This is a genomic window from Corynebacterium accolens, from assembly GCF_023520795.1.
Classification (GTDB): domain Bacteria; phylum Actinomycetota; class Actinomycetes; order Mycobacteriales; family Mycobacteriaceae; genus Corynebacterium; species Corynebacterium accolens.
Genome location: NZ_CP046605.1, coordinates 495400 through 515969 on the forward strand (window position 1 = coordinate 495400; position 20570 = coordinate 515969).

Consider the following 20570-nt stretch of genomic DNA (forward strand, 5'->3'; position numbering starts at 1 on the left):
TTGCTTTTCATCACAAGGACATTTTTCGTGATGTTGGTTACCCAATTAGCCCGCTTGCCGATGCCCCAAACATGCGACCCGCGGGACTAACAAGGCATAATTGTCTGCATGACTCGACTATTTGGAACCGATGGAGTTCGCGGCCTCGCGAATAAAAAGCTGACTCCCATTTTGGCCTTGACGCTGGGACAAGCGGCTGCAGAGGTCTTTACTGCGCAGCGCGAATCTTATGAGCGCCGCCCCTTGGCAATCATCGGCCGTGACCCCCGCGTATCGGGCGAAATGCTCGATGCCGCTATCGCCGCAGGCTTGGCGTCGCGCGGCGTGGACGTTGTGCGCGTGGGGGTGCTTCCTACCCCAGCCATCGCCTTTTTGACGGATGATTACGGAGCGGATCTCGGCGTGATGATCTCGGCCTCCCATAACCCGATGCCAGATAATGGCATTAAGTTCTTCTCCGCAGGCGGCAAAAAGCTGCCGGATAGCGTGGAAGATAAGATTCAGGCCGCGATGGATAACCTCGTTGAGGAGGGCCCGACGGGCACCAAGCTGGGCCGCATTATCTCGGAGGCGCCCGATGGGCGTGAGCGCTATCTAGCGCACCTGAAGGAGGTCGTCTCCACTGACTTGAGCGGCATCAAGGTGGTCGTGGATACGGCCAATGGCGCGGCCTCAAAGGTTGCTCCGAGTGCCTATGAAGCAGCAGGCGCTGAGGTCATCCCGATCTACCACCGGCCCAATGCCTTTAATATCAACGAAAATTGTGGTTCCACCCATATCGAAAAAGCCCAGGCAGCGGTGCTCGAGCATGGTGCCGATTTGGGTCTTGCCCACGATGGCGATGCGGACCGCTGCCTCGCCGTCGATGCCGAAGGCAACGTCGTCGATGGCGATCAGATCATGGCCTTGCTCGCGGTAGGGATGAAGGAAGACAATGACCTGCGCTTTAACACGCTCGTGGCCACGGTCATGTCCAATTTGGGCCTGACGCTTGCCATGGAGGAGCAAGGCATTGAGGTCCGCCACGCGGCGGTGGGCGATCGCTATGTTCTCGAAGAGCTCCACCGCGGCGATTTCTCCTTGGGTGGCGAGCAATCCGGGCACGTCGTGCTTCCCGATGACTCCACTACCGGCGATGGCACCCTCACCGGCCTTTCCATCATGGCGCGTATGGCCAAGTCCGGAAAGAGCCTGAAGGAATTGGCCTCCGTGATGACCGTATTGCCGCAGGTGCTCATCAACGTTCCGGTATCCAATAAGGCGGCGATCATGGATTCTGCCGAGGTCAAGCAGGCCATCGTCGAGGCAGAAGAAGAGCTCGGGGAAACCGGCCGCGTCCTGCTCCGACCCTCTGGCACCGAAGAGCTGTTCCGCGTCATGGTGGAAGCTGCAGAAGAGGAACATGCCCGCAAGGTGGCGGGTAGGCTTTCTGCCGTCGTCGCCTCGGTATAGGCAGGAAAATAAGAAGTACCGGGAACCATTTGGTATAAACCCCAGTCCAATGAAGGTGAGCACACTTACCGCATATGGATTTGGGGATTATACCGATGTCTGAGGTTTTTCTTCGCCCCGCAGAGGCGATGTCCGCACTACAACAAGCTATAAGCGCCAACGATGAACAGCGCCAAGCCCACCGCGCCGATGTTCCAGACTTTCCCGTTGCCGCGGCTGGGCGGAATTTTTCCGGCCACGGGGAGCGCATACGCAGCATCCTCGCGCGCATTCATGACAATGGAACGTGGCGCTTAGACAATATCTCTGCCACGGGCCAGGCAGCGCACGATCAGATGCGCGCATTCGCCACGTACGATGCCGGCTTTAGCCGCTCCTTTGCAGGAGAAAGCGGAAAGGCAGTGGACTAATGAGTACGTTGACTAAGTCGCTTTTAGGGGATTATTCCGCCGCCATTTCGCAGTTCCAATTGGCCTGCCTGGGAAATTACTCCGGCCCCAGCATGCCCTTGGGGCTTCTGAGTGAGCTCATCAGCGCGGTAGATGGAATCGCCCCACAAAACATTCTGCGCCATACCATTTCCGCGGTGGGCGGCAATCTCCCGCACGGTGGTGGAAAGGGGCTTGCGGATTTCTTGCGCACTGACGACTCCGATGTTGCTAACGGCACCTTGCGCGAGCACCTGACCGGCATTCAAAAAGACTTTGATATCCACCGCGATGAAGGCAAGCAGCTTACTGACTCTGCCAAGCAATGCTCCGGCGCTATTTCCGATGTCGTCGATACCTCCGATACCGCACTCACCGAGCTGATTTCTGCGGTAATCCCACTGCTCAATATCTTGTCCATGGTGGCTACCAGGCACCCGCTGGCCAAGTTCATTATTCCCATCGTTTCCACCATTGGTTCGAAAATTATCGATGACACCAATGACTCCATCGCTAGCACGTGCCGGGACCGCGATGATGCCATTGAATCCTGCTATGACGAGTTTGAGTCGCGCTGCGAATGCGTCTGTGAGCGGCCTCTTCCTGAGGAATGCCCCGAGCCGGCAGAGGCCGAGGAGGATTCCTGCCCACCACCGGTGGAAAAGTGCCCAGATACGCCAGCTCCCACGCGTCCGATGCCCGATGGCGGGGGCGACACCACTTCCAACCCGCCACAGCCAGCGCAGCCGACGCAACCCGCATCTACCGCTGAGTGCCCACCCAAGCCGGAACCGATGCCAGAGCCGACCCCGGAGCCAAGGCCAGACCCGAAGCCAGACCCGAAGCCGGCACCGCAACCGCAACCCGCGCCCGAGCCGAAACCAGCTCCCGAGCCGCAACCGGAGCCGAAACCAGGACCGGCTCCGAAGCCGGCTCCTGAACCCGCACCTGAGCAGCACCCTTCCGGGTGCCAGTGCCAACAGTGCCGCGGTTTCGTAAACGAGCCGCCTCGACAGAACGAATCCACGACCACTCCGGCGCACGCAGATCCGAATCCTGAGCCGGAACCCAAACCACAAGACTGCCCACCAGAACAACAGGAACAACCCGCACCGCAGCCAGAACAGGACCCAGTACCTGAGCCTGTGCCGGAAGATTCTGAATGCGAAAAAGAACCAACAACACCGGCTGCCGTGGAAGATGATGCGGCCTGTGACATCGAGTCCTCCTGCAGCGGCAGCTTGGGAATCGTCGGTGCAGGAATCGCTTTGGTGGGCGTAGGCCTCATCATTGAGGGTGCTGCGGAGTGCCTGGAAAATATCGCCGATGCAGATTGCCCAGAGCCTGAACCGGAACCTGCGCCTGAGCCGGAACCCGAGCCCGCACAGGAGCCTGAACCAGAACCTTGCCCTGAACCAGAACCAGAACCAGAACCGGAGCCGTGCCCAGAACCTGAGCCGCAGCCCGAGCCCGCGCCTGAACCCTGCCCGGAAGACGGAACAATTGAGCCACCTCCGGAGCTTTCCCAGGTGGAAGAGCCGGCCCCGCCTCCAGAAAAGGTACAACACCTGCAGGCAGCGGAAGCCGCTGGAGCTGGAGCACCTGCGCCAGAGCCGCAGCCTCAACCTGAGCCTGCACCAGCACCGGCACCGGAACCTGCGCAGCCACAGGCCCCAGCCCCGCAACCAGCCCCGGCCCCCGAGCCTGCGCCAGCGCCAAGCTCAGATGAACCATCCGTGACTGCACGAAAGGCAGGGCAGTGGTAATGAATAACGATTTCGCAGAATTCGCGCAGGGATTTCGCGAGCGCACCGCGCGGCGCATGTTGGAATTTGAAAAAAGCCTGGCTAAGGCCCAAGACGAGCTAGAAAAGTCCACGGCCAAGGCCGTGCAGCAGGCCAAAAATGAGCAGCACGGGGGAAGGGACGGTGATGCGGTGGGGCATCGGCAAGCAGCTGCTGGAACGTGGCGCCGAAATAGTGCTGCCCCAACGCGTGTCAATAACGCATCGGGGCAGGTGAAATCTGTGCTGCGACGTGGATAGGTCTAGTTCAGCGAATTAGCTTTTAGTCATCGCGGGAAATGCCGGCGCGCTCGGCCAGTTCATCGCCGGTCAAGCTTTCTACCTTCTTCGCGCTCGCCTCAGGATCCGCAAAGCCATCGTAGGCGGACTCGCCGGCAAGGGTAGAGAGCAAGAAACCGGTGACGAGGCCGCGGGCGATTTCGGTGGGGCCGGATTGGAAGGCGCCGGAACCGATGGCTAATTTGCGGAAGCGATCTTCGCTAAAGCCGGCCTGCGTGCCCTTATCGATGGCCCGGTAGGCCACCTGGCCGCGCCAGTTATAGGCCAGCTTGGCGGGGTTTCCGGCATTGAAAATATCATCGCGCCCAGAGCCAATGACCAAGCCCGGCGTATCGAGGCTGCGGGCGGCCTCGACGGCGGACGGGGCGGTCACGGCGGGATAAATTGCGGCGACGGCCTTGACCTTCGGGTTATCAACCGCGCTCAAAACCGCGGTGCCGCCGCCCATGCCGTGGCCGATCATGCCGAGCTTGCCCGGCGATACGGTGATATTGCCGGTTCCGAGCTTTACCCCAGCGGCGATCTGCAACGCAGATTCCATGTCTGCAGACAGGTTGCGGTGATCGGGGAACATGCCGGTCTCAGAATTGGGGGCGACCACGACGATGCCCCAGCTGGCGAGGTGGCGCAGCGTGGCGTGGTAATCCTTGATTTTGTGCATCCAATCGTGGCCAAAGACGACGGCGGGCAGGCCTTGGCCTTCTGCAGGGGTATAAACCTTGCCGGTAATACCCGCATAATCGAGGTTGCCAATCAGCACGCGGTTGCGGCCACGCTTCGATAACGTTCCTAAGTGTTTATTCAAATTCGCAGACACGCATTCTAGGATAGATGAAGATCACCCCGTGCTGGTGGCAAGGGGTGGCGAGTGGCACATGCGGGGGATTCGCGGAGGACAAAAGGGGTTGGCGGTGCCGAAGTTATATGGGTTGCCTTACTTGCGCGGCGGCGAGAAGGCGGGCGAAAATGTGCACTAGGTAACATTTTCTATGCTTCTCTGGGAAGGCAGGTCGCCGCATATGACTACCGGCACCCTTAAGATCGACCAATTATTTCCGCAGGATGGGCCGGAGGTAAAGACCGGCATCATCGACCGGGTGGCCTATGCTTCCGATGCCTCGCACTACCTCTACACCCCGAAGGCCGTGATTGAAGCGCGCTCGGCAGAACACGTGGCCGCCATATTCAAAGCGGGGCGGCAGCAAGGTATTCCGGTGACCTTGCGCTCGGGCGGCACCTCCTTGGCCGGCCAGGCCTCCGGCGAGGGCTACCTGGTGGATGTGCGCAAGCATTTCCGGGGCATAGAAGTCCTCGATGACGGCAAGCGGGTGCGCGTGCAGCCAGGGGCAACCGTGCGCCAGGTCAATGCGCGTTTGGGGCTGCGCAACCGCAAGCTCGGCCCGGACCCGGCCAGCGAGGCGGCCTGCACCATCGGCGGCGTGGTGGCGAATAATTCCTCCGGCATGGCCTGCGGCACCGAATTCAATACCTATAACACCTTGGAATCGCTGACCTTTGTCTTGCCTTCTGGCACGGTGATCAATACTGCGGACGCGGATGCGGACCGGCAATTCCAGGCGCAAGAACCCGAGCTGGTGGATACGCTGACCCGCCTGCAGCGCCGCGTGCGCGATAACCAGGAATCAGTAGATATCATCCGCCGCCATTTCCAGCTGAAAAATACGATGGGCTACGGGCTTAATTCCTTCCTGGATTTTGATAGCCCCGTCAAGCTTTTTGAGCACCTGTTGGTGGGCTCCGAAGGAACGCTCGCGTTTATCGCGGAAGCGGTCTTTCGTACCGTGCACATCTCTTCTCTTACGACGACTACCGTGGCGGTCTTTAATAATCTTTTCGCCGCTACGAAGGCATTGCCTTCCCTGGTGGAGACCGGTGCCGCCACCCTGGAGCTGATGGATTCTGCCTCCATTCGCGTCGGCCAAGGCTTTGATAAGGTCCCGCAGGCCATTACCGGCTTCGATGTGGATTCACAGGCCGCGTTGCTCATTGAGTACCAATCCGATGACAAAGAAGAGCTGCGGGAAAAAGAGAACAAGGGCTCGTCCCTATTGCGCGAATTGGATCTGCAATCACCGGCGGAATTTTCTGCCGATATTCCCACCCGCACCGCCGCGTGGAACTTCCGCAAGGGCCTGTATGCCCAGGTGGCAGAAGCGAGGCCCTCCGGAACCACGGCGCTCTTGGAAGACGTTGTGGTGCCGGTGGGCGATTTGGCCGATACCTGTTCCTCCTTGCAGGAGCTTTTTACCCGCTATTCTTACGACGATGCGGTCATTTTCGGCCACGCGAAAGACGGCAATATCCACTTCCTTCTAACGGACCGCTTCGAAGGCGATAGCGCCATTGGCCGTTATAACAACTTCAATGAGGAAATGGTGGACTTGGTGCTTTCGGCAGAGGGAAACCTCAAGGCCGAGCACGGCACCGGCCGCGCCATGGCCCCGTATGTGCGCCGCCAGTACGGCGATGAGCTTTACGAGGTCATGCAGCTGCTCAAGCGCGCCTGCGATCCCGCTGGGACCATGAACCCAGGCGTCATCCTGGACGATGACCCCGATGCACACATTACAAATATCAAGCTCAACCCCACGGTGGAAGAGGAAATCGACCCGTGCGTTGAGTGCGGCTATTGCGAGCCGGTCTGCCCGTCGAGGGATCTCACCTTGACCCCACGCCAGCGCATCGTGGTGCGCCGTGCCCGCCAGCGGGCGCAAGAAAGTGGCGATACACACTTGGTTGCAGAACTCGATGAGGCCTATGAGTACATGGGCATCGATACGTGCGCCGTGGATTCTATGTGTCTAACCGCCTGCCCAGTGGGCATTGATACCGGTAAATTTATCAAGAAGCTGCGCCACGAGAATGCTGGGGCCGCAGAAGAAAAGGTTTGGTCTACTGCCGCCAAGAATTGGCAGGTCACCAGCCGCGGTGCGGCAACGGCGCTAACCGGCGCGCACATGTTGCCGGCACAGTTGGTCACGAAGGTCACCGATATGGCCCGCTCGCTCATCGGCCCAGATACCGTGCCGGGATACCAGCCGGAGTTAGGAAAGGGCGGCAAGTCCCGCGAGCGCCTGGCCGGGCGCGTGGGCGATCGCTATGCAGAGACCGCGGGAATCTATCTTCCAGCCTGCGTAAACTCCATGTTTGCCCCACAAGGTGAGGGCATGGGTGCCACAGAAGCCTTCATTACCGTCTTGGAGAGGGCGGGGATCGCGCTGGAGGTTCCTATGGGCATCGAAAAGCTCTGCTGCGGAACGCCATGGTCCTCAAAGGGCATGCGCAAGGGCCACGACATCATGGAACAGCGTGTGCGCGAGAGCATTATGGAGGCCACCGATAACGCCCGCCTGCCCGTGATCGTGGATGCGTCCAGTTGTACCGCGGGCTTCCAGGAGATGCTGGAAGCCATCGGCATTACCGTCATCGATGCGCTGAGCTTTACCGCCGATACGCTGCTACCGCGCCTCGAGACCACTCAGCCGGTGGAGTCTATGACGATTCACCCGACCTGTTCGGCGTTCCAGCTCGGCATGATGGGCGATGTTGAAAAGGTCGCCCGGGCCGCAGCCACGGAGGTGCACATCCCCACCGCCTGGAATTGCTGTGGTTACGCCGGCGACCGGGGCATGCTCCACCCGGAGCTCACGGAGTCCGCCACCCGCGCCGAGGCCACCCAGGTCACGAAGCTGGGCGCGCAGTATCACGCCTCTACCAACCGCACGTGTGAGCTGGGCATGACCCGCGCCACCGGCGAGGATTACCACCATGTTCTTGAGATACTAGAGCGCGCTACCCGCTAACGGTCCGGCAGGGAAGGGGCGCGGCTGCTTGCCGATGCCCCTCTTCTCCCGCGTCCCCGGTCAGCTGCAGTGCGGGAGGGTTGCTCACCGAGGGCGCGAAAACTAGCGGTGTGCAGGCCAGTTTTCAGTAACTATAAACGGCCCGAATTAGTATGCGGCCATAAATAACAGGCCCTTAGTCCAACCCCCGGTTCGTGTTGACCAATGAGGTAGGATTCCTTTTTATGTGTGGAATTGTTGGATATGTTGGTCACGCTAGCGGTGACCGCGAATACTTCGCTCTGGATGTAGTCGTGGAAGGTCTGCACAGACTGGAATACCGCGGCTATGACTCCGCTGGTGTGGCGATGTACGCCGATGGGGAGATTAGCTGGCGGAAGAAGGCGGGCAAGGTTGCTGCCTTGGATGATGAGATCGCAGCCCGTCCGCTGAAGGATTCCGTGTTGGGAATCGGGCACACCCGTTGGGCCACCCACGGTGGTCCGACCGATCTCAATGCGCACCCGCACGTCGTTGACGGCGGCAAGCTGGCCGTGGTGCACAACGGCATCATCGAAAACTTCGCGGAGCTGCGCACCGAGCTGTTGAACAAGGGCTATAACTTCGTTTCTGAAACCGATACCGAAGTTGCGGCTGCTTTGCTTGGTGATGTTTTCCACAACGACGCCGCAGGGGATCTCACCAAGGCAATGCAGCTGACCGCCCAGCGCCTCGACGGTGCGTTTACCCTGCTGGCCATTCACGCTGACCAGCCGGATCGCATCGTTGCCGCCCGCCGCGATTCGCCACTGGTTATCGGCTTGGGCGAGGGCGAGAACTTCTTGGGCTCTGACGTCTCGGGCTTTATTGACTACACCAAGTCCGCAGTGGAAATGGACAATGACCAGGTGGTCACCATCACCGCTGACGATGTCGTCATTACTGACTACGACGGCAACCCCACCGAGGGCAAGTCCTTTGAGATCAAATGGGATGCGGCCGCCGCTGAAAAGGGTGGCTTTGATTCCTTTATGGAAAAGGAAATCCACGATCAGCCCGCCGCCGTGCGCGATACCCTGTTGGGCCGCTTTGATGAGCAGGGCCAGCTGACCTTGGATGACTTGCGCATCGATGAATCGGTCTTAAAGTCCATCGATAAGATCATCGTGATCGCCTGCGGCACGGCGGCCTATGCCGGCCATGTGGCGCGGTACGCCATCGAGCACTGGTGCCGCATCCCCACCGAGGTCGAGCTCGCCCACGAGTTCCGCTACCGCGATCCGATCGTCAACGAGAAGACCTTGGTCGTGGCCTTGTCCCAGTCCGGCGAGACCATGGATACCCTGATGGCCGTGCGCCACGCCCGCCAGCAGGGAGCGAAGGTCATCGCCATCTGCAATACGCAGGGCTCGTCCATTCCGCGCGAATCCGATGCGGCGCTCTACACCCACGCGGGTCCCGAAATCGCGGTGGCCTCAACCAAGGCTTTCTTGGCGCAGATTACCGCGACCTACCTGCTGGGCCTGTACCTGGCACAGCTGCGCGGCAATATGTTCTCTGATGAAATTCAGGGGGTTCTTGCTGAGCTGCGCAATATGCCGGATAAGGTACAAAGCGTCATCGATGAAGAACAGCAGGTAGCCGGCCTGGCTAACTCCATGAAGGATGCGGAATCCGTGCTCTTTTTGGGCCGCCACGTGGGCTTCCCGGTTGCCCTTGAAGGCGCGCTGAAGCTCAAGGAGATCGCCTACCTGCACGCGGAAGGTTTTGCCGCAGGCGAGCTCAAGCACGGCCCAATTGCGCTTATTGAGGAGGGCCAGCCGGTCTTCGTCATCGTGCCGTCTCCGCGCGGGCGCGATTCGCTGCATTCCAAGGTGGTTTCCAATATCCAGGAAATCCGCGCCCGCGGTGCCATCACCATCGTGATCGCCGAAGAAGGCGATACCGCGGTAGAGGATTACGCTAACCACGTTATCCGCGTGCCAAAGGCACCGACGTTGATGCAGCCGCTCCTAGCAACGGTGCCCCTGCAGATCTTTGCCGCGCACGTGGCAAAGTCCAAGGGATATGATGTTGACCAGCCGCGTAACTTGGCCAAGTCCGTGACCGTGGAATAACCTTTCCGGCGCCTCAAGCCCCTTTCTCACCCTTGCTTGCACGGGCGGGGGAGGGGTTTATGCGTATCTGCAGTAAATTCAGCGCGCGGGTGGAAAGTGGCACAATAGTGGCATGCTGAAAACCACAATTGACCTTGCTGCCATCGCGCATAATGTGCGGCTGATTAAGGAGAAGATCGGCCCAGACGTCAAGCTGATGTGCGTGGTGAAGGCGGATGCTTACGGGCACGGGGCAGAAAGGGTCGTGCCCGTGATGCTGGAAGCAGGGGCGGATTCTATTGGCGTCGCCACGCTGACAGAAGCAGTGCAGCTGCGGCGCATGGGGGTCGATTCGCCCATTGCGGCATGGATCTGGCAGTCGGATCAGGTTCTTGAAGAGGCCCTGGCCTCTGGCATCCAGATTGCGGTCAATTCCCCGGCGCAGGCGCAGAAGCTGGTAGAAGCAGAGATTCCCGCCGAAATCTATATCAAGGTTGAAACCGGAATGCACCGCTCCGGGGTGGATAAGGCGGACTGGGATGAGGTTTTCGCGCTGCTGCGGGAAGCCCCGCATATCACCGTGCTGGGCCTCATGTCCCACTTTGCCTGCGCGGATGATCCGGATAATGCGCATAATGACACCCAGGAAGAAGAGTTTCGGCGCGCCCTGGATGCGGCGCGCGCGGCGGGTCTGGAGTGTCCGGTCAATCATTTGGCTAATTCGCCGGCCACGCTCTCGCGCCCATCGGCGCACTTTGACCAGGTGCGGGTGGGTATCGCGTGCTATGGGCTCGAGCCCATAGCGGGGCGGGACCATGGCTTGCGCCCGGCAATGACCTGGTCCGGAAATGTCTTCGGGGTCAAGCCAATTGATAAGAATGAGGCCACCAGCTACGGGCGCACGTGGAGCGCGGATAAGCCAGGGTTCCTGGCCACGGTGGATTGTGGTTATGCCGATGGCCTGCCGCGCGCGTACCAGGGCCACCTTCAAGTGGGCATCGGCGGGCGGCTGTATCCCCAGGTAGGCCGGGTGTGCATGGACCAAATAGTAGTGGATCTAGGAGATAACCCGCACGGTATTGCCCCCGGTGATGAGGTGACCATCTTTGGACAGGGTGGCATGTCTGCCACCGAGCTTGCTGATGCCGTGGGCACCATCAACTATGAAGTGGTGTGCCGACCCACCGGCCGCACCGAACGCGAATATATAGGAGGGGCCGATGCGCAGTAATTTTCCGGAGTCTGGAACCCGCGATCTGGCAACGGTGGAACAGACCCACGCCTGCGGCAAGGAACTGGGCGCAGCGCTGGAAGCTGGCGATGTCGTCATCTTGGATGGCCCATTGGGCGCGGGCAAGACCACCTTCACCCAAGGCATAGCCCAGGGGATGCAGGTTAAAGGCCGCGTTACCTCGCCCACGTTCGTGATCGCCCGCGTGCACCGCTCCCAGGTTGGGGGACCGGACCTGGTGCACGTGGATGCGTACCGCCTCTTGGATGAGGGCGGGGCCAATTCCGGCGATCCCCTGGGGGAGCTGGATGCCTTGGACTTGGATACCGAGCTTGCCGATGCCGTCGTCGTCGCCGAATGGGGCGGCGGTCTCGTCGAACAGATCGCAGAAAGTTACCTGTTTGTCAGCATCGACCGCGAACCGGCGGAGTTCGCCGGTGCCGATGAGGACGTGCGCCGCGTCAGCTGGTCGTGGCGTCACAACGATTAGCTAGGTCTCATTAATTTAAAGGTATAAGTGATGGATATCTTAGGGCGTCAAGTTGCTTTAGGTATTTAAGGTGCGGGATCCTTGAAGGGTGTTAGATCTCCTAGCCTCCAGTCCTCTGCTCGCCCTTTTTGCCATCATGGCCATCGGTTTGGCCATCGGCAAAATCAAATTCTTTGGTATTTCTTTGGGCGCCGCGGCCGCGATGTTCGTGGCGCTCGGGCTGTCTACCGCCAATCCGGATATCCAGATTCCACCGCTGGTGTATCAATTCGGCTTGGCTATTTTCGTTTATGCCATTGGCCTTCACTTCGGGCCGTCGTTCGTCCGCGAATTTGCTACCCGCGGCTGGAAGCTGACCGTCTTTATGATCGGCATGTTGGTCCTGCTCGTTGGCGTGGGCCTCGGGCTCATCCGCGTCTTCGGCCTCGATGTCGATGTGGCTGCAGGTATGTTTGCCGGTTCGCTTTCGTCTACCCCAGGCATGGCAGCGGTGGTGGATATGTTGGGCAATTCCACCCCGGTCGTCGGTTATTCGCTGGCCTACCCGGGCGCGGTTATCGGCGCGATTTTGGTTGCGGCCATCGGCGCAAAAATACTGAAGGTAGACCACGAGGCGGACGCCAAGGAAGAGGGGATGATCCCCGCTCCACTGGTAGCCAAAGGTGTGCGGCTGACCAAAGATTTCCCGGATACGGCCGGGCACCTCTACCAGGTAACCGGGCATACGGTGGTGGCCACCCGCGAGATCTCCGATATGGAACATCACCGCTTGGCACCGCCGGATATGCCGCTGCGCAAGGGCGATGCGTTCCTTATCAATGGCTCCGCAAAAGACGTCACTGGTGCTATCGAGGTGCTTGGTGAGGAATACCCCGTCGAGCTGACCCCAGAGGCGGGCTTGGAGTATAAGCGTGTGACTGTCTCCAACCCGCAGGTCGCGGGCAAGCGCATCCGAGATATTGATGCCCTCGAGCACGGTTTCATCATCGCGCGCGTGCGCAAGGGCGATAGAGATGAGGTCCCGCACCCAGATATGGTGCTGAATTACTCCGACCGCGTGCGCGTGGTGTGTAGCCCGCACCACGTGCGCGAGGTGCGCAAATACTTGGGCGATTCCGAAACGGCGCTCGGCAATGCTGACCTATTGTCCATGTCCATTGGCTTGACCTTGGGAATGCTTCTGGGCCTTATTCCCATCCCTATGCCGGGCGGATCGACCCTGCAGCTGGGCTTTGGTGGCGGCCCCGTCGTGGTCGGCCTATTCCTCGGCTACCTGAATCGCACCGGCCCCATCAATTGGCAGATGCCCTTCCATACCAGGGAGACACTTTCGAACCTGGGGCTGACGCTCTTCCTGGCGGGCGTGGGGACATCGGCAGGCGCATCGTTCCGCGATGCGCTTACGGATCCGTCCTCGCTGACCATCATCGGCGTCGGCTTTATCATTACCTTGGTATCGGCCATCCTCATCGGCGTTATCGGCATGCTGGTGCTGGGCTTGAAGTGGGACGAGGCCATGGGTTGTGCGGCCGGCATGACCACGAACCCGGCCGTGTTTGCCTATATCCGGGGCCAAACCGGAACGGAGCTTGCTGGGCGCGGCTGGGCAACGGTGTATCCGACCACCATCATTGGCAAGATTATCGCCGCTCAGGTGCTGCTATTGTTATTGCTTTAGCCCCGTATGTCCCGCGCTAATTATTCACCCACTGGGTAAGCCGCCTACACTGGCAGGCACTACCCCGTGGGTGAGTGTTTGTTAGCCGCCGAGTAGCCTCGGTAATAGAACTGACAATCACTTCACCATATGTACATATAGGACCCCCTTGACCCGAGGAGCGTTACTCACCCCATGACTAAATTTGCTCGCAACCTGACCACGACCATTATCGCGCTGTTTATCATTGTGATGATGGTGCTCGTTGCCGGGGCCACCCTGCGTGATGAGGATTCCTTGGAGGGCAACCTCACCAACACCTTGCAGCATGCCCCGCGGAACCTCGAGGTAATGTCGCTCATTCCTTCTGATGTCTACGGTGCGGACTACAGCGCCATCGGCTTCATTTGCGAGGGCATGGCAGAAGACAAGGTCAAGGAAGCCGCCCCGAACCCTGATGACATCACCTTCGAGGACGGCGTTGTTCCTGAGGGCAAGAGCTACGTCATGGCGCTGGGCCACAACGTTGATCCCTATGTAGAGGAATTGGATTCCTCCGAGGTGGAGGTCTGCGAGATGATCAACGCCCAGGTTAAAGCCATGGAGCAGCAGGGCCACGGCCTAGACGGCGGGGTTCCGCTGGTCCAGGGCTCCCAGCCGCTGACCTTCCAGAGTGAAGACGGCGTGTGGAAGCTGGTCGGCTAATGCGCGTCCTGGCCATTGATACGGCGACGACCGCCCTGGTCACCGGGGCAGTCGACACCGAGTCAGGGCAGATTACGCAGCGCATTCTGGCCGATGCGCGCGCGCATAATGAGCGGCTCATGCCCACCATCCTCGAGGTAATGAGCGAGGCCGGTCTGGAGCTCGACGACCTCGACGCCATCGTTGCGGGCATGGGCCCTGGCCCCTTTACCGGCTTGCGCGTTGGCATGGCCACGGCGCAGGCGCTTGCCGATGCCCTCTCCATCCCCCTCCACGGCGTCTGCACCCACGATGCCATCGCGCACGCTGCGCTAGTTGGGGCCGATGCAGCCGATGAAAGGGAGGCGGCGGACGCGGCGCTAGTTGCCACCGATGCCCGCCGCAAGGAAATTTATTGGGCCACCTACCGCGCGGGACAACGCATTGCGGGCCCAGATGTATCGAAGCCGGGGGAGCTTGCCGTGCAGGATATCGCGCAGGTGATCATCCCGGAGAAGCTGGCCGACCAGCTGCCGGAAGAACTCGCCACGCTGCCGCGTAGCGAGGGCGCACCCACCGCCGAGGGCTTGGTGGCCGTCGCGCGGCTCGACGCAGAACCGGCGCCATTCGTGCCCATGTACCTGCGCCGCCCCGATGCGGTTCCGCCCAAAAAGCAGCAGCTTTCCGCGGCCATTCCAGAGGTGCGCCTGTGAACCTGCGCGAGCTCACCCCCGCCGATGCCCCGCGCTGCGCCGAGCTGGAAAAGGTGCTATTTCCCGGTGAAACCCCGTGGACGGAAGCAGTATTTGAGCAAGAAATGGCCCAGCCCTTCAACTTCTACCTCGGGGTGGAAGGCGCCCTCGATCCCACAGCGCCAGAGGAGGGCGAGGATCCGGTCTTATTGGGCTATGCCGGCATCGGCATGATGGGCCCAGCCGCAGACCCAGAGTTTGAAATCCACACCATCGGCGTCGATCCAAAGGCCCAGCGCCGCGGCATCGCGCGCATGATGATGGACAATATTTGCTATATCGCGGACCTAAAAAGCGCGCCGGTCTTTTTGGAGGTGCGTGTGGGAAACGATCCCGCCATCGAGCTGTACCGGCGCTACGGTTTTAGCATCGAGGGGATTCGCCGCAATTACTATCAGCCCTCCGGCGCGGATGCGCACGTCATGGTGCGCCCCAGCCAGTCGCCACAAGCACGCCAGCGCGAAGCAAAGGAGCAGTAATGAAGGTTATGGGCATCGAGTCCTCCTGCGATGAGACCGGGGTGGGCATCGTCGAGCTGGACCAGAACGGCCATATGGAGATCCTCGCCAATGCCGTTGCTTCGTCGATGCAGCAGCACGCGCGCTTTGGCGGCGTCGTGCCCGAAATTGCCTCCCGCGCGCACCTGGAGGCCATGCCGCAGGTGATGCGGGCGGCGTTGGATGAGGCGGGCATCGATAAGCCCGATGCCATTGCCGCCACCGTGGGCCCGGGCCTGGCCGGCGCCCTGCTCGTCGGCGCTTCCGCTGCCAAGGCCTATGCCGCCGCGTGGGGCGTGCCTTTTTATGGCGTCAACCACCTCGGCGGCCACGTGGCCGTGGCCAACCTCGAGGGCGAGAGCCTGCCGCACTCGGTCGCGCTGCTGGTTTCCGGCGGGCACACCCAGCTGCTCGAGGTCGAGGCCGTGGGAAAGCCCATGCGCGAGTTGGGCTCCACGCTTGACGATGCCGCCGGTGAGGCCTACGACAAAGTCTCCCGCCTCCTAGGGCTGGGATACCCGGGAGGGCCGGTCATCGATAAGCTGGCTAGCCGTGGAAAACCCACCATCGATTTCCCGCGTGGTATGTCGCGCGCCGAGGACCTGCGCGGCGAGCATCGGCATGATTTCTCGTTCTCGGGGCTAAAGACCTCCGTTGCGCGCTATGTGGAGCGCGCCGAAAAGGCCGGCGAGACCATCTCCGTGGAGGATGTATGCGCCTCGTTCCAAGAGGCCGTGGCCGATGTGCTCACCGCCAAGGCCATTCGCGCCTGCGAGGATACCGGGGCGAAGGTGCTCCTGCTTGGTGGCGGCGTCGTGGCCAATTCCCGGCTGCGGGAGCTGGCCGCCGAGCGCTGCAAGGCCGCTGGTGTGGAGCTGCGCGTGCCGCGGTTTAATCTGTGCACCGATAACGGCGTGATGATTGCAGCCCTCGGCGCCCAGCTCATTCATGAGGGTGCTGAGCCGTCGGGCCTGGGTATTGGCACCGATACGCAACTGGACGTGGAAGAACCACAGTTAACCTAAAGTTCTTTTTCCTCGCACTGCGGGGTGGGGGAAGCGGCGGTAACGTTTAACGCGTTCACGCCCTCTCCGCTTTAAAGGAGCTATCTCTCATGACCGTTGGTTTCCTCGTTAACCCCGATCTCACCCGCCGGAAAATCGAGTTCGAATTAGAACACGCCAACCAGTTCTTGGGCGGCACCACCGAGGATCGCGTCTCTGTCGTCTTTCAAGATGACGGCACAACCTACGCCGCGCTGTATAACCCAGAAGCCAAGCAGGAAGGCGCCGAGCCCAACCCGGTTGCATCCCTGGCACGCAATGCCGCCGACACGGGAAACTCCGCCTTTTTACAAGATCCCATCCGCGCTATTAGCGGCCCGGTCATCTTCGTGGATGCAGAGGGCGAGGAAGACTCCATCGATGAGGTCATCGCTTCCGTCGAGCACGGCATCCGCGCGGTGAAAAACTACCGCGAGGATTTCCCTGACGAGTACACACTCTGGCGCGCGGCGGTCATCAACTCCACGAAGAGCGCGTAAGCACCCATCCTTTAGCGTTCGGTGTGGCGCAGCCACATCAGCACGGCCTTGACGCGGCGATTGGCGTCTTCGGGCCGAAACCCGAGCTTGAGAAAAACATTGGAGACGTGCTTGCTTACCGCCCCAGCGGTTAATACCAGCTTGTCTTCGATTTCTTGGTTGCTCAATCCCTGCGCCATCAGCCCCAAAACCTCGCGTTCGCGGGCGGTTAATTGGCTCAGCCCCGTGCGCCGCGCGGAGAGCAAGGCGGTGACCACTTCTGGGTCGACGACGGTGCCGCCGCCTGCCACTTCCTCAAGGGTGTGCACGAATTCATCCACATCGGATACGCGCTCTTTGAGCAGGTAGCCGAATCCGCCGTGTTCTAAGAGCCGGTCCAAGTAGCTTGCCGCCACGTACTGGCTGAGTACCACCACCGGTTGCGACGGGTCTGCTGCTCGCACATCGTGCACGGCGCGCAGCCCATCATCGCTCATGGTGGGCGGCATGCGGACATCGCTAATGATCAGATCGAAGTCATCGCTGCCTGCGCAGGCGCGCAATTCTTCCGCATCGTTGACGGCGGTCACGCTATGGCCCAGTGCCGCCAAAAGCTGTTCTAGCCCGGCGCGCAAGAGGGCAGAATCTTCTGCCAATAAGAGTTTCATCGGGCCTCCTTTAGCGGTAATGACATGGTTAAGGTTGCTCCTTGTCCTTCTTCATGCGCGGGGGAGAAGTCGACGCTGCCGCCGAGCGCCGCGGCCCGCTCGCGCAGCCCGGCTAGGCCAGTGCCCCCAGTCGTTCCCGCGGGCTTTCCGGTGTTCGTGCCGGCGGTCGCGTCGGTGTTCGTGCCAACAGTCGCGTCGGCGCTGGTATCAGCACCGACACGGGAGTGCGCGGGGTCGGACGCGCTAGGGCCTACTCCTGTAGAGAAGCCACCGGAGCCGTTATCGCGGATGCTGAGGTGAAGATCGTCGCCAAAAGAGATGGACACGGTGGCGGCGGTGGCCGCGCCGTGGGTGGACGCGTTGGTTAGTGCTTCTGCTACCGCGTGGTAGGCCAGTAGCGCCGTCGTTTCCCCAATCGAGCGTTCCGCGCCTTCGACGTGCAGTTCCGCGTCGAGCCCGCTGTGGGCCAAGAGCTCATCGAGGGCGGGGATGAGGCCGTCATCGAAAAGCACCTGTGGCGCAATACCGCGCACGGTAGCGCGCAGGGCGGATAGGGCTTGGGTGGCGTTATGTTCGGCATCGGCAAGCGCCTGCTGGGCCTCGGGCGGGGACTGGAGTTTGGCCGCGGCCAGGTTGAGCTTGAGCGCGGTGAGGTACTGCTGGGGGCCATCGTGGAGCTCGCGCTCGATGCGGCGGCGCTCGCCCGAAAAGGCATCAATAAGCGTGGCGCGCGAGGCCGCCAACTCCTGTGCGGAGGGGCTCAGGGCGAGCCGGGTGAGGGAAATGGAGGCTTTGACCAGCAGGCGGTTGAGCACTACCAGCAGGACGAAGAGCACGGCGGCCGCGAGCCAGCACACGACAAAAATCAGTGGGCGATTATCGGTGGTCCACTCGCCGGCGTTGAACTCGGCCTGCGGAATAAACGGCGCGATGACCAGTACGCCCGCGACAAAACCGACAGAGACCCAGTTGGCAAAGCAGGCCACGCAAATAAGAAGCTGCAGTAGGAGGTGATAAAACTGCTGCCAATCAAACCATCTGTTGGCCCGCCGCGGGGGAATATCAACGCCCATCCACGTTGCGCCGTAGCGGCCGATAGACTCCGCGGCGCGTGCGACCAGTGGAATCCACGGCAGCATGAGCACCGAAATCACCAGTCCCGGAAGGGCGAGTACTCCGAGGACGAGGCTCCACCCATTGGCCTTGACAGTTCGCATATCCGTTCAGCCTAGACGTCGCGCCGGGGTGGGGGCAGTAGAGCTAGCCCCACCATTTTTCGGGCAGCCTTCCCCATCGCGCGTGCGGGGGCCGGCCGGTGGAATGGAAGGCATGTTAAAAGCACAGAATTTGAGCAAGCGCTACGGCAGCCATACCGCACTCGCCGAGGTGGACCTAAGCATCGAGCCGGGGGAATTCGTCGCTATTATGGGGCCATCTGGCAGCGGCAAGACCACGCTGTTGAACCTGCTATCCGGGCTGGATAAGCCCAGTTCCGGCACGGTCAACGCGCCGGGCCGCACGGAGCGCGCCTTCGTATTCCAGGACTATAACCTGCTGGAATCGCTCAACGCTCGCAAAAATGCCACGTTGACCGCGCACTTTTCTGGCCGGCGTTGCAGCCGCGACGAGGTGCAGAAGACCTTTGCGTCTCTGGGGCTTGACGGGCTGGAGCGCCGCCTGCCCGCGCAGCTGTCCGGCGGCCAGCAGCAGCGCGTCGCCGTCGCCCGCGCCTTGCTGGCCGGTGCGCCGTATATCTTCGCCGATGAGCCTACGGGCGCGCTTGACGATGCCACCGCCCAGCTCGTCCTCACCCACCTCCGCACCGCCGCACGGGGCGGGGCCGCGGTGGTCATGGTGACCCACTCGCACCTCGCCGCGGAGGCCGCCGACCGCATTATCGAGCTCCAGGAGGCCAACCATGCTGGTGTGGCTTAAGGACTTACAAAGCAATTGGCTCTCATGGCTTGCCGTGGCCTTGACCATGGTGGTCTCATCGGCCGCGTGCGCGCTGGCGGTATCGATGCTGGTGGCCACCTCGGATGCGGACGAAGATCCCACGGGGCCGCTCGGCGGCACCGTACTGGGCATGGCGGTCTGCGCCGTCGTATTGATCACGCTGTCGCAGATGCGGCTGATCATTGAGGAACGCGAACCCGTGTACCGCTCGTGGCGCATGATCGGCATGCCTGGGTGGATGATCAATAGCTTCATCGTGGGGCAGGTCAGTGCCGTGAGCGCAATCGCGGCGTTCATCGGGACCTTCCCGGCGCGTCTATTGGTCGAACCCATGGCTGCGGCCTTTCGCAGCGACGGGATTCCCATGCCGGAGCTGGCCATTACCCCGCTGGTCATCCGCATCGCCGTGTCTGTCTGCGTGGCATCGGCTGTCTGCGGTGCCCTCATACCGCTGCGCCGGGTATTTCGCCCGCGGGTGGAACCGCGCCCGGTGTGGGTAGTGCTGCGATGCCTTGTTGCCGTTGGTTTGGTAGGCGGTGCCGTGTACGGCTGCCTGCAGATAGAGGATCCGGGCGATAGCCTCGCCGCGTGCATGGGGCTGGTCATCCTGGTGGCATTCATGACGCCATGGCTCATGCCCGCCGTGGACCAATGGACGCGACTATGCGGCATCGCCGGGGCCAATGTGCGGGTGCGCCGCCGCTTTTCCGTGCCCCATATCATGCCGTGGGTACTGCTCGGCGGCCTGATTGTCGCGGTGGGCTCTGGGATAATGATGCTCAAAGATACGGACAGCCTCGGCACCTTGTCATCGGGGCGAGTCTTTGCGGCATTCCTCGGACCCGTGGTGGCCCCGAGCATCGTTGGCGCGGTGCTGACCTCGCTCATCATGCGCTCGCGCATCGCCAGCGATGTGCGCGGCCTGCGATTGGCCGGCGCCTCACCGGCGGCGTGGGCACGGGTGCAGGTGGGCGAGGCCTTTTGCCTGACCGTTACCGCTGCGGCGATAGTCATCACCTTGAGCGCGACGGTGGTCGCGCTGCTCAACCACCTGCTGCATCCTAGTTCTCATTCCGGGATGAGCGCCCTATGGGAGGGCTTCGCCGGGGTGTGGTGGGTACCGTTCGGCCTAATTTTTGGCGCCATGTTTCTTGCGCTGTGCGCGGTCAAGCTCATTCTCGCGGGATTCCTGCGCTCAACCGCCCAGATCCGCACAAACTGATGGATGAATCGCCGATATTCTGATGGATA

The 20570-nt window shown here is 61.2% G+C and carries 19 protein-coding genes; 16 read left to right on the top strand and 3 right to left on the bottom strand.

Going from position 1 to position 20570, the window contains the following annotated elements; translation table 11 throughout:
* Positions 1-108 precede the first annotated feature (108 nt).
* The 4 genes from glmM to CACC_RS02450 all read left to right on the top strand — a co-directional run bounded on the left by glmM (position 109) and on the right by CACC_RS02450 (position 3924).
* A complete protein-coding gene (gene glmM, locus CACC_RS02435; protein WP_005277129.1) occupies positions 109-1452 on the top strand; it encodes a phosphoglucosamine mutase in 1344 nt (447 codons plus the stop codon).
* A gap of 95 nt (positions 1453-1547) precedes the next feature.
* On the top strand, positions 1548-1862 hold the full coding sequence (locus CACC_RS02440; protein ID WP_034653448.1) for a hypothetical protein: 315 nt from the start codon (positions 1548-1550) through the stop codon (positions 1860-1862).
* Positions 1862-3646 (top strand): hypothetical protein, encoded by a 1785-nt coding sequence (locus tag CACC_RS02445; protein ID WP_035108305.1) that lies wholly within the window; start codon positions 1862-1864, stop codon positions 3644-3646. The genes CACC_RS02440 and CACC_RS02445 overlap by 1 nt, the downstream gene beginning before the upstream one ends.
* Positions 3646-3924 carry a hypothetical protein gene (locus CACC_RS02450; protein WP_005277142.1) on the top strand — a complete coding sequence of 93 codons (279 nt, stop codon included), beginning with the start codon at positions 3646-3648 and terminating at the stop codon, positions 3922-3924. The genes CACC_RS02445 and CACC_RS02450 overlap by 1 nt, the downstream gene beginning before the upstream one ends.
* Positions 3925-3946: 22 nt before the next feature.
* Here CACC_RS02450 and CACC_RS02455 read toward each other — a convergent pair whose 3' ends face one another.
* Positions 3947-4780 (bottom strand): dienelactone hydrolase family protein, encoded by an 834-nt coding sequence (locus CACC_RS02455; RefSeq protein ID WP_005277146.1) that lies wholly within the window; start codon positions 4778-4780, stop codon positions 3947-3949.
* A 202-nt stretch (positions 4781-4982) separates the two neighbouring features.
* On the opposite strand from CACC_RS02455, the gene CACC_RS02460 reads away from it, so the two are divergent.
* The 10 genes from CACC_RS02460 (at position 4983) to CACC_RS02505 (ending at position 16716) form a co-directional block, all read left to right on the top strand.
* The gene (locus CACC_RS02460; RefSeq protein WP_035108307.1) at positions 4983-7787 is read left to right on the top strand and encodes an FAD-binding and (Fe-S)-binding domain-containing protein; all 2805 of its coding nucleotides are present in this window, start codon (positions 4983-4985) and stop codon (positions 7785-7787) included.
* A 224-nt stretch (positions 7788-8011) separates the two neighbouring features.
* A complete protein-coding gene (gene glmS, locus CACC_RS02465; RefSeq protein ID WP_005277153.1) occupies positions 8012-9883 on the top strand; it encodes a glutamine--fructose-6-phosphate transaminase (isomerizing) in 1872 nt (623 codons plus the stop codon).
* Between the two features lie 112 nt (positions 9884-9995).
* Positions 9996-11093 carry an alanine racemase gene (gene alr / locus CACC_RS02470; protein WP_005277156.1) on the top strand — a complete coding sequence of 366 codons (1098 nt, stop codon included), beginning with the start codon at positions 9996-9998 and terminating at the stop codon, positions 11091-11093.
* On the top strand, positions 11083-11583 hold the full coding sequence (tsaE, locus tag CACC_RS02475) for a tRNA (adenosine(37)-N6)-threonylcarbamoyltransferase complex ATPase subunit type 1 TsaE (protein WP_005277159.1): 501 nt from the start codon (positions 11083-11085) through the stop codon (positions 11581-11583). Before alr ends, tsaE begins: the two co-directional genes overlap by 11 nt.
* A gap of 88 nt (positions 11584-11671) precedes the next feature.
* The gene (locus tag CACC_RS02480) at positions 11672-13261 is read left to right on the top strand and encodes an aspartate:alanine exchanger family transporter (protein WP_005277161.1); all 1590 of its coding nucleotides are present in this window, start codon (positions 11672-11674) and stop codon (positions 13259-13261) included.
* A 174-nt stretch (positions 13262-13435) separates the two neighbouring features.
* Complete coding sequence (locus CACC_RS02485) at positions 13436-13945, top strand: hypothetical protein (protein WP_005277164.1); 510 nt, start codon at positions 13436-13438, stop codon at positions 13943-13945.
* Positions 13945-14637 (top strand): tRNA (adenosine(37)-N6)-threonylcarbamoyltransferase complex dimerization subunit type 1 TsaB, encoded by a 693-nt coding sequence (gene tsaB / locus CACC_RS02490; RefSeq protein WP_005277167.1) that lies wholly within the window; start codon positions 13945-13947, stop codon positions 14635-14637. Before CACC_RS02485 ends, tsaB begins: the two co-directional genes overlap by 1 nt.
* Positions 14634-15155, top strand: coding sequence for a ribosomal protein S18-alanine N-acetyltransferase (rimI, locus tag CACC_RS02495; protein WP_005277169.1), 522 nt, complete (start codon positions 14634-14636; stop codon positions 15153-15155). The genes tsaB and rimI overlap by 4 nt, the downstream gene beginning before the upstream one ends.
* Positions 15155-16198: a tRNA (adenosine(37)-N6)-threonylcarbamoyltransferase complex transferase subunit TsaD gene (gene tsaD / locus CACC_RS02500; protein ID WP_005277172.1), complete on the top strand. Its 1044-nt coding sequence runs from the start codon at positions 15155-15157 to the stop codon at positions 16196-16198. Before rimI ends, tsaD begins: the two co-directional genes overlap by 1 nt.
* An 89-nt stretch (positions 16199-16287) precedes the next feature.
* Positions 16288-16716: a hypothetical protein gene (locus CACC_RS02505; RefSeq protein WP_005277173.1), complete on the top strand. Its 429-nt coding sequence runs from the start codon at positions 16288-16290 to the stop codon at positions 16714-16716.
* Positions 16717-16727: 11 nt separating this feature from the next.
* Here CACC_RS02505 and CACC_RS02510 read toward each other — a convergent pair whose 3' ends face one another.
* Together CACC_RS02510 and CACC_RS02515 are read right to left on the bottom strand one after the other, a co-directional pair.
* Complete coding sequence (locus CACC_RS02510) at positions 16728-17363, bottom strand: response regulator (RefSeq protein ID WP_005277175.1); 636 nt, start codon at positions 17361-17363, stop codon at positions 16728-16730.
* Positions 17360-18580: a sensor histidine kinase gene (locus CACC_RS02515; protein ID WP_005277177.1), complete on the bottom strand. Its 1221-nt coding sequence runs from the start codon at positions 18578-18580 to the stop codon at positions 17360-17362. The genes CACC_RS02510 and CACC_RS02515 overlap by 4 nt, the downstream gene beginning before the upstream one ends.
* A 112-nt stretch (positions 18581-18692) precedes the next feature.
* Here CACC_RS02515 and CACC_RS02520 point away from each other — a divergent pair, with 112 nt between their 5' ends.
* Positions 18693-19298: an ABC transporter ATP-binding protein gene (locus tag CACC_RS02520; RefSeq protein WP_023030146.1), complete on the top strand. Its 606-nt coding sequence runs from the start codon at positions 18693-18695 to the stop codon at positions 19296-19298.
* Complete coding sequence (locus CACC_RS02525; RefSeq protein WP_005277181.1) at positions 19282-20541, top strand: FtsX-like permease family protein; 1260 nt, start codon at positions 19282-19284, stop codon at positions 20539-20541. The genes CACC_RS02520 and CACC_RS02525 overlap by 17 nt, the downstream gene beginning before the upstream one ends.
* Positions 20542-20570: the final 29 nt, after the last annotated feature.